The sequence below is a fragment of the Halomonas sp. genome (genome assembly GCF_033549285.1).
Lineage (GTDB): Bacteria > Pseudomonadota > Gammaproteobacteria > Pseudomonadales > Halomonadaceae > Halomonas.
Map to the genome: position 1 here is coordinate 1 of NZ_JAWSUJ010000119.1, position 11,073 is coordinate 11,073.

Genomic DNA, 11,073 nt, shown 5'->3' on the forward strand with positions numbered 1-11,073 from the left:
CAGTCGCTGGCCGCCCATGCCGGGGAGCGCGAGGCGCTGACGGCCCGCCTGCGGCGGGTGCTGCGCATCGCCGTGCCGACCGAGCGGCGCCGTTACGGCACGGGGCGGCGACTGGTCGAGGCCGAGGTAGCGCGGGCCCGGCGCGACGGCATCGACCTGCTGGGGGCGAGCTTCGGTGCCGAGGCGGGGCTGCAGGCCTTCTGGCAGGCGGCGGGCTTCCGGGCGGTGCGCCTGGGGCTGACCCGGGAGACGGCCACCGGCGAGCATGCGCTGATGGTGGTGCGGCCCACCGGCCCGACGGGGCAGCGGCTCGTCGAACGCCTCCAGGCGCGCTTCCATCGCCAGCTGCCGGGGCTGCTGGCCTTCGAGCTGGCAGAGCTGGCGCCGGCGGTGGTGATGGCCCTGCTCGCCGAGGCGCCCGCCGCCCCCCTGGGCGACGAGGATCGCCGCGACCTCGATGACGTGGCCTTCGGCCATCGCGAGCCCGCCCTGGCCCGCCCGGCGATCCAGGCCCTGGTAAGGTGCCATGCTGGCCGCCTGGCGGGCCGCCAGGACGAGGCGCTGGCGCTGCTCGCCGCCTGGGCCTTCCAGGGGCGCGCGACGTCCTGGCTGGCAGTGCAGCTGGGAGTCTCGGGCAAGCGCGGCGTTCAGGACTGGCTGCGCGAGGCCGTGGCACGGCTCCGCGACGGCGACCCCGGGCTTTCCCCCGGCGAGGCCGGCCGGTAGAGTTCCCGGGTCAATCGCGAGACAGAACCGCCATGAACGCACATCTCGAGCAGCTCTCCCCCCGGCCCCTGTGGCGCCACTTCCGCACCCTGTGCAACACGCCGCGCCCCTCCGGCCACGAGGCCGCCCTGGTGGCGATCCTCGAGCGCTGGGCCGACGGCCTGGGGCTGGCCCACGACCGCGATGCCTTCGGCAACCTGCGCATCCGCAAGGCTGCCAGCCCCGGCTTCGAGTCGGCGCCGGGGGTAATCCTGCAGGGCCACCTGGACATGGTGGCCCAGGCCAATGCCGACCACCCCCACGACTTCACCCGGGATCCCATCGAGACCCGGGTGGGCGAGGATGGTTGGCTGCACGCCTGCGATACCACCCTCGGGGCGGACAACGGCCTGGGAGTGGCGGCGGCGCTGGCGATCCTCGAGGACGAGGCCCTGGTACACGGCCCCCTGGAGGCGCTCTTCACCCTGGAGGAGGAGTCCTCCATGGGCGGGGCCCTCAACCTGGCCGAGGGGTGGCTCGAGGGCAGCCTGCTGCTCAACCTGGACTCCGAGGACCGTGGCCAGGTCTACATCGGCTGCGCCGGCGGCGCCGACGTCATCGTCGAGGCACAGCTGCCCAGCGCGCCGCTGGTCGACCACGAGGTGGCGCTGCGGCTGTCGCTGACCGGCCTCTCGGGAGGGCACTCCGGCATCGACATCCACAAGGGGCGCGGCAACGCCAACCGGCTGCTGGTGCGGGTACTGCGTGCCCTCGAGCCCTTCGGTGCGCGGCTGGTCGACTACCATGGCGGCACGCTGCGCAATGCCCTGCCGCGGGAGGCCTTTGCCACCCTGGTGCTGCCCGACGACGAGCAGGCGTCCGCCAGCGAGCGAGTGGCCGTGCTGCAGGAGGAGCTGCGCGCCGAGCTGGCCGGCGCCGACGAGGGGCTCACCCTGACACTGACACCACATGACGCTCGGCCGGCCGAGGCGCTGACGGAGCAGGCCAGCCAGCTGCTGGTCCGCGCCCTGCACGTGGCCCCCTGCGGCGTCGAGCGCATGAGCGTGGCGGTGCCGGGGGTGGTGGAGACCTCCAACAACCTGGGCGTGGTCAGCCTGGAGGGCGGGCGCTTCCACCTCTGCGCCCTGGTGCGTTCGCTGCGCGACAGTGCCACCGAGGACCTCGCCGACCGCTTCCGGGCGCTGTTCGAGCTGATCGGGGCGCGCATCCGGGTCGAGAACGCCTATCCGGGCTGGACGCCGAATCCGGACAGCCCGCTGCTGGCGCGCTTCTGTCGCCTGCACCGTGAGCGGCTGGGCAGTGACCCCGAGGTCAAGGTGATCCACGCCGGGCTCGAATGCGGCATCCTCGGCGGCAAGTACCCGCAGCTGGACATGATCTCCTTCGGACCGCTGATCCGCGGCGCCCACTCCCCCGACGAGCGGGTGGAGCTTACTTCCGTGGCGGAGTTCTGGGCACTGCTGCGTGCCCTGGTCGAGGACCTGGCCAGGGGCGAGGCCCGCTGAGACGCGCTACCGACCCCCGGGCCCGGCATCGGCCCGGACGGGCGGGCCTCAGTGGTTGACCTGGATCCTGACCAGCGGATAGCCATCCACCGTGACCAGCGGGATGTCGGTGCGGCCGCGGTAGTCGCGGTACCGGCGATCGTCCCGATGGCGTGATGGCCGTGAGTGGTAGCGATGCTCCACCATCCGCCGGGGCGCCTGGTGGCGATGCTTGCGGTGGGCCTTGTGGCGGTGCTTGCCGCGATCCTGGTACCGGTCGTGAGCCTGGTAGTGTGACGACGCGCCGTGATAGCCGCGGTGGCGGTCGCGGTCGGCCAGCGACGGCAGGCTCATCGCCAGGGCCAGAGCCGCGATCGAGGCGGCGAGCAGGAGTCGTTTCATCGGGGGAGTCCTCTCGTGAAATGACGCGTGAAGCGACGCTTGACGCGATGCGTGGCGTTGACGTGACTCGGTTCGCCCCTGCGTTCCCTGACGACAATATAGCCGGGGGGCGAGGGCATATCGAACGCTGTTCGCTGATATGCCGGGCGTTTCCCGATTCTCTCCACATTCCACACTCGAGGTCATGATGAACGAACTGCTGCAGGGAGCGGCGCCTGCCTGGCTCGCCTGGGGGCTGGCCGGGCTCTTGCTGGCAATGGCCTGGGTGGGGCTGTCCTGGCGCAGGCGCCTGGTCGCCGCCGAGGCACGCCTCCTCGTCCGGGAGCAGGCGCTAGCCGAGGGCGAAGCCAGCGTGCGGCGGCTGGAGCAGGAGCTGGCCCAGAGCGATGCGCAGCTGGATGGCAGTCGCGAGCGCCTGGCCGGACTGGAGGCCGAGCTGTCCGCGACGCGCGACCGGCTGGCCGAGCGGCGCGAGCATGCCGCCCGGCTGGAGGCCGAGCGCGAGCAGATGTCGCTGCGTCATCGCGAGCAGCTGGCCCTGCTGGAGGAGGCCCGGGAGCGGCTCAAGGAGGAGTTCCGCCAGCTCGCCGGGCGCATCTTCGAGGAGCGCCAGCAGGCCTTCTCGGTGCAGAGCCGCGACAGCCTGGAGGCCCTGCTGCGCCCCTTCCGCGAGCAGGTCGACCAGTTCCGCCGTCGGGTCGAGGAGCTGCATGGCCAGCAGAGCCGCGACAGCGGCTCCCTCAAGGCGCAGCTCGAACAGCTCGCCGGGCTCAATGCCCGTCTCGGCGAGGAGGCCGCGGGCCTCGCCCGGGCCCTCAAGGGCGACCAGAAGGCGCAGGGCCACTGGGGCGAGCTGATGCTCGAGACCGTGCTGGAGCGCAGCGGCCTGCGCCGGGACATCGAGTACCGCCGCGAGGTCTCGCTGCAGGGGGAGCAGGGGCGCCAGCGCCCCGATGCGGTGATCTACCTGCCCGACGACCGCCACCTGATCGTCGACGCCAAGGTGTCGCTGGTGGCCTGGACCCGGGTGGTCAACGCCGAGGACGAGGCCGAGCGCGAGGCGGCCATGAGGGCCCACCTGCAGTCGCTGCGCGGCCATGTCGCCGGGCTCTCGGGCAAGGACTATCCGTCGCTGCCGGGGCTCAACTCGCCGGACTTCGTGTTCCTCTTCGTGCCGGTGGAGCCGGCCTTCGCGGCCGCCTTCGAGCGCGACCCCACGCTCTTCCAGGAGGCCTTCGACCGCCAGGTGGTGGTGGTCACCCCGACCACCCTGCTGGCTAGCCTGCGTACCGTGGCCGGCCTGTGGAGCCTGGAGCGACAGAACGAGAATGCGCGCCTGATCGGCGACCGCGCCGAGAAGCTGCTGGCCAAGTTCTCCGGCTTCGTCGAGAGCCTCGAGGAGGTCGGCCGTCACCTGGAACGGGCGGGCGACAGCCATCGCCGGGCCATGGGGCGGCTCTCCAGCGGGCAGGGCAGTCTGGTGGCCCAGGCCACCGAGCTGCAGCGCCTGGGGGTGCGCATGAAGAAGCCGTTGCCGACGGAACTGGTGCGCGCCGCCGGGGGAGAGGGCGAGCCGGACGACGAGACGACCGGGCCCTCCTGAGCGGCGGCCCCAGCGACGGGCCCCGCAACGACGACGCCGCCCCTCGGGACGGCGTCGTGCGTCGGTCCTGCGGAGACGCTGGTCAGCCGAGGTAGGCGCCCAGCATCCACACGGTCTTCTCCTGCTCGCGGATGTAGTCGCCGGCCTGGGCGGCGGTGCCCTCGTCGTCGGCATCCGAGGCCAGGGAGAGCAGCTCGCGCTGCAGCTCGATCAGGGTCTGGTAGCCCTGGAGCACGCCGCGCACGCAGGCCTCGCCGTCATGGACGTTCTTGTCCTCCTCGATCCTGGCGAGCTTCACGTAGTCGCTGTAGGCGTGAACCGGCTGGTGGCCCAGGGTGAGGATCCGCTCGGCGACCTCGTCGACCTTGGTCAGCAGGTCGGTGTAGAACTCCTCGAACTTCTCGTGGAGCTGGAAGAACTGGCGGCCCTTCACGTTCCAGTGGTAGCCGCGCACGTTCATGTAGAAGATCTGGTAGTTGGCCAGCAGCTCGTTGAGCTTCTCGGCCAGCTGGCTGGCGCTGGCCTCATGCAGGCCGATGGTATTGGTGTCGCTCATGCAATGCCTCCTTGATCGCGATGCAGGATAGGGTAGCGGGTCCGCCGGCGGCGGGTAAGTCAACTGTCGCCATGGCCACCATAGCCAATGCCGATGACATGCGGGTGTCGGGCGCGCTCTTCAAGGCCGGGGTCCGGCCAGGGCGACCCAGAGCCGCACCAGGCCTTCGGTGCGGTCGGCCAGCAGCTCGGCGCAGCGCGCGAGGGCCTCGTCGAGCGCCATGGGGCCATCGGCCAGGGCGAAGGCCGCGGTGACGCCCTCGTCGAAGGCGCCCTGCCAGCCCGGTGCCAGGCGCCCGGCCAGCACCACCACCGGCACGCCGTGACGCCGGGCCAGCCGCGCCACGCCCACCGGGGTCTTGCCGGCCAGGCTCTGGCCATCGAGCTGGCCCTCGCCGGTGATCACCAGGTCGGCGTCCGCCAGCAGGGTCTCGACGCCGGCCTGGGCCATCACCAGCTCGATGCCGGGGCGCAGTTCGGCGCCGAGGAAGGCGCGGGCGGCGAAGCCCATGCCGCCGGCGGCGCCGGCCCCGGGCAGGTCGCGGGACTCCTGGCCCAGGGTCGCGGCGCTGACGTCGGCGAAGCGGGCCAGGGCGGCATCGAGGCGTGCCACCTCGTCCGGCGTGGCGCCCTTCTGGGGGCCGAAGACCGCACTGGCACCACGCTCGCCCAGCAGCGGGTTGTCCACGTCCACCGCGGTCTCGACCCGCAGGCCGGCGAGGCGCGGGTCGAGACCGTCCAGGTCGAGCTCGGCCAGGTCGGCGAGGGCGGTGCCGCCCGGGGCCAGGTCGCGGCCCTCGCCGTCACGCAGTCGCGCCCCCAGGGCGGTCAGCATCCCCGCCCCGCCGTCGTTGGTGGCGCTGCCGCCGAGGGTGAGCAGCAGTCGCTCGGCACCGGCATCCAGTGCCTCGCGGACCAGCTCGCCGACCCCGAAGGTGGTGCTGTGCAGGGCGGTGCGCTCGTCGGGCGCCAGCGCCTGCAGGCCGCTGGCCTCGGCCAACTCCACGTAGGCGGTGCGACTCGCGGCGTGCCAGCCCCAGTCGGCCCGGGCCGGGCGACCCAGGGCGTCGTGGACGTCAGCCGAGCGCCGCTCGGCCCCGGTGGCGGCCAGCAGGGCATCGAGGCTGCCCTCGCCGCCATCGGCCAGCGGGCATTCCAGGGCCTCGATGTCGCTGCCGGCACGCTTCGCCCCCACGGCGATGGCGCGCGCGGCATCGGCGGCGGGCAGGGCATCCTTGAAGCTGTCCGGGCAGATGAGGATCTTCATGGCCGCTCTCGTCTGGTGGAAGGGGTTTCCAGCTTAGCGCCGGCCGGCGCGGGACAGAACCCCAGGCGCTTCATCCCTGCCGGCTTCCGGCGTAGACTGATTCTGATCCTTCCCGGAGAGCATCTAATGCGTAGATGGCTGCTGTTGCTGCTGCCGGCGGCGCTGGCCGGCTGCCAGGTGACGCCGACGACCCTGCCCGTGGCCGAACCTGCCCCGGCCGCCGAGTGCCGCTGGTCCGCCGGGCCCGGCGACAGCCTGGACCGGGTGGTCACGGCTCTTGAGGCGGAGGGCTTCCTGGTGCGCCACACCGATGCGTCGTTGGGGCTGGTCAGTGCCGAGCGCGCCAGGACCACCATCTATCACGACAACGGCGTCGAGCGCCTGCCGCGCATCGGCGGCTTCGTGCTGGGCGGCAGCGGCGGTCATGTGTCTTCCGGCGTGATGATCGGGCTCGGCACGGGCTTCGGAGTGGGCGTCGATGAGGCGACCCGCATCGAGCGGCTCTCGGTGATGCTCGACCAGGGGCAGCTGCAGGTGGCCCGTGACATTCGCATGATCGACTGGCGGGGTGACCTGCGCGAATCGCGCAGCGCCAGCGACGCCGGCTTCTGCCGCGATCTGCGCGATGCCATCGAGGCCGTACCGGCAGGAGAGGCCCCATGAAGCGCTCGTTCCTGATACTGCTGCTGGTCGCCTGGCTGGCCGGCTGTGCCACCCCGGCTCCGCCTGAGCCCCGCGAGATTCTCCTGGCGGCAGCGCCCGAGACTACCCTGCGCGAGACCATGCACCTGCTGATGGAGCGCGGCTACGTGATCCGCCATGCCGACGGCGACCTGGGACGCCTGGAGGCGGTGCTGGGTCGGATGCCGGGTTACGGCGTGTCGCTGCGCGTGGCCGGCCAGGGAGAGGGCAGCCGGGTCAGCTTCATCGCCACCCGGGGTGGACGGCCCCTGCCGCCCACCGTCCTTGACCCCCTGCTGACCGACCTGCAGTCGCGGCTGGGCCTATTGCCCTGAATCGAGGTCCAGCCCCTCCACCTCGGCCAGGATGCGGGCACGCATGTCGGCCAGGCGGTCCAGGTCGTAGGCCTCGGCCTGGCCGTGGCCCCATACCGGCGCCGGCCAGGCGGCGTCCTCTCGACGCCGGACGATGACATGCACATGCAGCTGGGCGACGACATTGCCCAGGCTGGCGATATTGAGCTTGTCGCCGCCCAGGGCCTCTAGCATGGCCCTGCCGACCGCGCTGGCCTCCCGCCACAGCTGCTGCTGGGCCGGGACGTCGAGCTGGAACACCTCGCTAACCTCGAGGCGGCGCGGTATCAGCACCAGCCAGGGGAAGCGGGCGTCGTCCATCAGCCGCAGCTGACAGAGCGGCAGTTCGGTGACCGGGTAGCTGTCGTTCACCAGGCGGGCATCGGGTTCGAAATCCGACATCACGGGTCTCCTTTCGCGTCGGCTGTCCCTGTATCCGTCATCATGGCACACCCCCTCCCGCATCGGGGGGCAGATTCCCCCCGGCAGGGATGCCCCGGTATGCTGGGCGGCCTATCTCTGACCCGCAAATAGACGGACGCTCTCATGACGTTGCTCGAGGCGCTTGCCCTGCTGGCCATCGGGACCCTGGCCGGCTTCATCAATGTGCTCTCCGCCGGGGGCTCGATGCTGACCCTGCCCCTGCTGATGTTCCTGGGGCTGCCGCCCCAGGCGGCCAACGGCACCAATCGGGTCTCGATCGCGCTGCAGAGCATCTCCGCGGTGACCAGCTTCTTCCGCGCCGGTGCCCGCTATCTGGGCCTCTCGCTGAGGCTCTCGGTGCCGGCGGTGGTCGGCTCGCTGCTCGGCGCCTGGCTGGCCCTGCAGACCGGGGATGCGCTCTTCGAGGCGATCCTGATCACCGTGATGGCGTGCTCGGCGGTGCTGATGCTGCTCCCCCAGCCGCGCCTGGAGACCCGGACGCTGACCCCGGAGCGCCTCACGCCGGCGGTCTACCTGGCCATGTTCGCCATCGGCCTCTATGGCGGCTTCATCCAGGTCGGGGTGGGCATCCTGTTCATCGTGGTGCTCTACCGCATGCTGAAGATCGACCTGGCCCAGGTGAACGTCTTCAAGGTGCTGATCATACTCGTCTACACCCTGCCGGCCCTGGCGATCTTCCTGGCCAATGACCAGGTGCGCTGGGGCTACGGCCTGGTGCTGGCGGCCGGCAGCATGCTCGGGGCCTGGCTGGCGGTGAAGGTCAACATGAGCCCGCGCGGGGCCTTCGTCGTCAAGTGGCTGACCATCGCAGTGATCCTCGCGATCATCCTGCGGCTGCTGATGGGGTGAGCCCACTGGGCACTTTCGCCGAACCTGCTAGATTGAAGGGGACACCCCTTGTGTTCCACATCGGGAACGGCAACGAGGACGCCATCATGAAACGTACAATATCGCTGATCCTGGTCTCACTCTTCACCCTTTCCCTGCTCGCTGGCTGCAATACCATCCGCGGCGCCGGCGAGGACATCGAGGAGGGCGGGGAGGCGATCCAGCGCTCCAGCTCCTGACGTTGTCGCCCCTGTGCAGGTCGGCGAGTGGGCTGCTAGGCTGAAGATACCATTGCTTCACGGCAAGGAATGGATCCCTGAAACCGTTAAGGAGAACATGCCATGAAGAAAGCGATCGCCACGAGTTTCATGCTGCTGATGACCGCTGGCCTGCTCGCCGGGTGCAATACCCTGGAAGGCGCCGGCCAGGACGTCGAGCAGGGTGGTGAGGCCGTGCAGGATGCCGCCAGCTGAGCGGGTCACCCGGCATGGCAAGCCTTGCTAGGCTGACACGGGCACGCCCTTCGGCGTGCCCGTCTTGCTGTATCCTTCGACAAGATCCCCGTTCACTAGCTGGAACTGTCGCATGTTGCTCGCCTGGAAACCCTGGCTGGCCGCCGCTGGCCTGTCGCTGATCACCGCCTGCAGTGCCACGAACGAGCCCACTGTTCCCCGCGAGCCGGCGCCGAAGCCTCCTCGTGTCACCGATGGCGAGGATGCCTGCGGAGCCGCTCGTGTCCAGGACCGGGTGGGGCGCCACTTCGACGCGACGCTGGGGGCGTCCCTGCGTGAGGCGAGCGGTGCCGATGCCCTGCGCGTGATGCGTCCCGGCGAGGCCCATACCCTCGATTACCGGGCCGAACGCCTCAACGTCCGCCTGGACGAGCGAGACCGGATCACCGCCCTGGAGTGCGGCTGACGCTCTCTCCTGTCAGGGGTCGCCGTGCTCGGCCTGGGTGCGCCGTTCCTCCTCCTCGGCCTGCTTGCGCAGCTTCTTGCGCAGGGCCGCCTTCTCGAAACGCAGCTTCTGCAGGCGTGTCTCCAGCTTCAATGGCGGGACCCGTGCCGGCTTGCCGCTCTCGTCCACGGCCACCATGGTCAGGTAGCAGCTGTTGGTGTGGCGGATCACCTTCTGGCGGATGTCCTCGGCCACGACCTTGATGCCGATCTCCATGGAGGAGCTGCCGACATGGTTGACACAGGCCAGGAAGGTGACCAGTTCGCCGACATGGATCGGCTGCTTGAACAGCACCTGGTCGACGGACAGCGTCACCACGTAGTGGCCGGCGTAGCGGCTGGCACAGGCATAGGCCACCTCGTCGAGCTTCTTGAGGATGGCGCCGCCATGCACCTTGCCACTGAAGTTGGCCATGTCCGGGGTCATCAGCACGGTCATCGACAGCTCGTGCTGGCCGCTCAGTGGTTGGTCGTCCATCGTCATGCTCCCTTGAGGTTTCCTACAGCATAACGCCTTGCCCCCGTGGGGGGAGCAAGGCGTTCGGTGTCGCGGATTCGGACCCGGGATCAGAACCAGGTCAGGCCCACGGCGATGATGATGCCGGTGATGAACAGCTGGATCAGGCAGAAGCCCATGATGTCCTTGGCCTTGAGGCCGGCGATGCCGAGCACCGGCAGGGCCCAGAAGGGCTGCAGCAGGTTGGTCCAGGCGTCCCCCCAGGCCACGGCCATGGCCACCCGGGGAATGTCCACGCCCAGGGCCTGGGCGGCGGGCAGCATCACCGGCGCCTGCACGGCCCACTGGCCGCCACCGGAGGGCACGAAGATGTTGACGATGCCCGCGCTGATGAAGGACCAGAAGGGCAGCGAGGTCTCGGTGGCAAAGGAGATGAGGGTCTCCGACATGCTCTCCGCCAGCCCCGACTGCACCATGATCGCCATGATGCCGGCATAGAAGGGGAACTGGATGACGATGCCGGCACCGCCCTTGATCGCCTCCTGGAGGCTCTCGAGCAGGCTGCGCGGCGTGCGGTGCAGCACGATGGCCAGCGACAGGAAGAGGAAGTTGACCACGTTGAGGTTGAGGCCGCCGTTGCGGAAGACGAAGTGGTCGAGCAGGAAGAGCACCCCGGGAATGCCCACCAGCCAGGCCAGGGTCGTGCTGTTCTCCAGGCGCTCGGCGGGACGCGTGATGCGCACGCGCCTTTCCTCGTCGTCACCCAGCAGCTTGGGGTCGATGTAGACGCTCTCGTTCTCGTTGGGGAGCATCAGCCGGTTGACCAGTGGCACGGCGATGAACAGGCAGGCCACGATGGCCAGGTTGAACAGCGAGAAGATGGTATCGCCGGTGCCGATCACGCCGATCTGCTCGGCGGTGAAATGGCCGTCGGTGGCGATGGTCAGCGGGATCGAGCCGGCCAGGCCGCCGTGCCAGACGATGAAGCCGGAGTAGGCGCTGGCCACCAGCAGGCGGTAGTCCACGCGTACCAGGCGGGCCAGCTCCTTGGCGAACAGGGCACCGACCACCAGGCCGAAGCCCCAGTTGATCCAGCTGGCGACCAGCGACACCAGGGTGACCAGGATGATGGCGCTGCCGGCGTTCTTGGCCAGGCCGGCGAGTTTCTGCAGCAGGCGCTTGACGGGCGGGGAACTGGCCAGCATGTAGCCGGTGACCAGCACCAGCAGCATCTGCATCGAGAAGGTCAGCAGGCCCCAGAAGCCGTCGCCCCAGAAGCGTATCACCGCCAGCGGCGTCTGGCGCTCCACGGCGATG

15 protein-coding genes are annotated in these 11,073 nt (G+C 70.2%); 9 read left to right on the forward strand and 6 right to left on the reverse strand.

From position 1 onward, the window contains the following. Together SCI24_RS18845 and SCI24_RS18850 are read left to right on the forward strand one after the other, a co-directional pair. A partial coding sequence (locus SCI24_RS18845) for a GNAT family N-acetyltransferase (protein ID WP_318726840.1) occupies positions 1–726 on the forward strand: 726 nt, incomplete at its 5' end. A 32-nt stretch (positions 727–758) separates the two neighbouring features. Beyond that, positions 759–2,231, forward strand: a complete 1,473-nt coding sequence (locus SCI24_RS18850; RefSeq protein ID WP_318726841.1) for an aminoacyl-histidine dipeptidase — start codon at positions 759–761, stop codon at positions 2,229–2,231. Positions 2,232–2,279: 48 nt separating this feature from the next. Here the strand turns inward: SCI24_RS18850 and SCI24_RS18855 are convergent, their stop codons facing one another. Further along, positions 2,280–2,612, reverse strand: coding sequence for a hypothetical protein (locus SCI24_RS18855; RefSeq protein ID WP_318726842.1), 333 nt, complete (start codon positions 2,610–2,612; stop codon positions 2,280–2,282). A gap of 187 nt (positions 2,613–2,799) precedes the next feature. Here SCI24_RS18855 and rmuC point away from each other — a divergent pair, with 187 nt between their 5' ends. Beyond that, positions 2,800–4,215, forward strand: a complete 1,416-nt coding sequence (rmuC, locus tag SCI24_RS18860) for a DNA recombination protein RmuC (protein ID WP_318726843.1) — start codon at positions 2,800–2,802, stop codon at positions 4,213–4,215. Positions 4,216–4,297: 82 nt separating this feature from the next. Here the strand turns inward: rmuC and SCI24_RS18865 are convergent, their stop codons facing one another. Together SCI24_RS18865 and SCI24_RS18870 are read right to left on the reverse strand one after the other, a co-directional pair. Next, complete coding sequence (locus tag SCI24_RS18865; RefSeq protein ID WP_318726844.1) at positions 4,298–4,771, reverse strand: Dps family protein; 474 nt, start codon at positions 4,769–4,771, stop codon at positions 4,298–4,300. 120 nt (positions 4,772–4,891) lie between these two features. Continuing rightward, the gene (locus tag SCI24_RS18870) at positions 4,892–6,037 is read right to left on the reverse strand and encodes a glycerate kinase (RefSeq protein ID WP_318726845.1); all 1,146 of its coding nucleotides are present in this window, start codon (positions 6,035–6,037) and stop codon (positions 4,892–4,894) included. A gap of 126 nt (positions 6,038–6,163) precedes the next feature. Between SCI24_RS18870 and SCI24_RS18875 the strand changes: the two genes are divergently transcribed. After that, positions 6,164–6,700 (forward strand): hypothetical protein, encoded by a 537-nt coding sequence (locus SCI24_RS18875; protein WP_318726846.1) that lies wholly within the window; start codon positions 6,164–6,166, stop codon positions 6,698–6,700. Continuing rightward, positions 6,697–7,053 carry a lipoprotein gene (locus SCI24_RS18880; protein ID WP_318726847.1) on the forward strand — a complete coding sequence of 119 codons (357 nt, stop codon included), beginning with the start codon at positions 6,697–6,699 and terminating at the stop codon, positions 7,051–7,053. The genes SCI24_RS18875 and SCI24_RS18880 overlap by 4 nt, the downstream gene beginning before the upstream one ends. On the opposite strand, the gene SCI24_RS18885 is transcribed toward SCI24_RS18880, so the two are convergent. After that, on the reverse strand, positions 7,042–7,473 hold the full coding sequence (locus SCI24_RS18885) for an HIT family protein (protein WP_318726848.1): 432 nt from the start codon (positions 7,471–7,473) through the stop codon (positions 7,042–7,044). The genes SCI24_RS18880 and SCI24_RS18885 overlap by 12 nt on opposite strands. Before the next feature lie 144 nt (positions 7,474–7,617). Between SCI24_RS18885 and SCI24_RS18890 the strand changes: the two genes are divergently transcribed. The 4 genes from SCI24_RS18890 to SCI24_RS18905 all read left to right on the forward strand — a co-directional run bounded on the left by SCI24_RS18890 (position 7,618) and on the right by SCI24_RS18905 (position 9,261). Beyond that, positions 7,618–8,364 carry a sulfite exporter TauE/SafE family protein gene (locus SCI24_RS18890; RefSeq protein WP_318726849.1) on the forward strand — a complete coding sequence of 249 codons (747 nt, stop codon included), beginning with the start codon at positions 7,618–7,620 and terminating at the stop codon, positions 8,362–8,364. Positions 8,365–8,450: 86 nt separating this feature from the next. Continuing rightward, a complete protein-coding gene (locus tag SCI24_RS18895; RefSeq protein ID WP_278032541.1) occupies positions 8,451–8,582 on the forward strand; it encodes an entericidin A/B family lipoprotein in 132 nt (43 codons plus the stop codon). A gap of 102 nt (positions 8,583–8,684) precedes the next feature. Next, positions 8,685–8,816 carry an entericidin A/B family lipoprotein gene (locus SCI24_RS18900; protein WP_318726850.1) on the forward strand — a complete coding sequence of 44 codons (132 nt, stop codon included), beginning with the start codon at positions 8,685–8,687 and terminating at the stop codon, positions 8,814–8,816. 112 nt (positions 8,817–8,928) lie between these two features. Continuing rightward, positions 8,929–9,261 carry an I78 family peptidase inhibitor gene (locus SCI24_RS18905; protein WP_318726851.1) on the forward strand — a complete coding sequence of 111 codons (333 nt, stop codon included), beginning with the start codon at positions 8,929–8,931 and terminating at the stop codon, positions 9,259–9,261. 12 nt (positions 9,262–9,273) lie between these two features. Here SCI24_RS18905 and SCI24_RS18910 read toward each other — a convergent pair whose 3' ends face one another. Beyond that, complete coding sequence (locus SCI24_RS18910) at positions 9,274–9,783, reverse strand: acyl-CoA thioesterase (RefSeq protein WP_133637249.1); 510 nt, start codon at positions 9,781–9,783, stop codon at positions 9,274–9,276. An 83-nt stretch (positions 9,784–9,866) separates the two neighbouring features. Further along, a partial coding sequence (locus SCI24_RS18915; RefSeq protein ID WP_318726852.1) for a short-chain fatty acid transporter occupies positions 9,867–11,073 on the reverse strand: 1,207 nt, incomplete at its 5' end.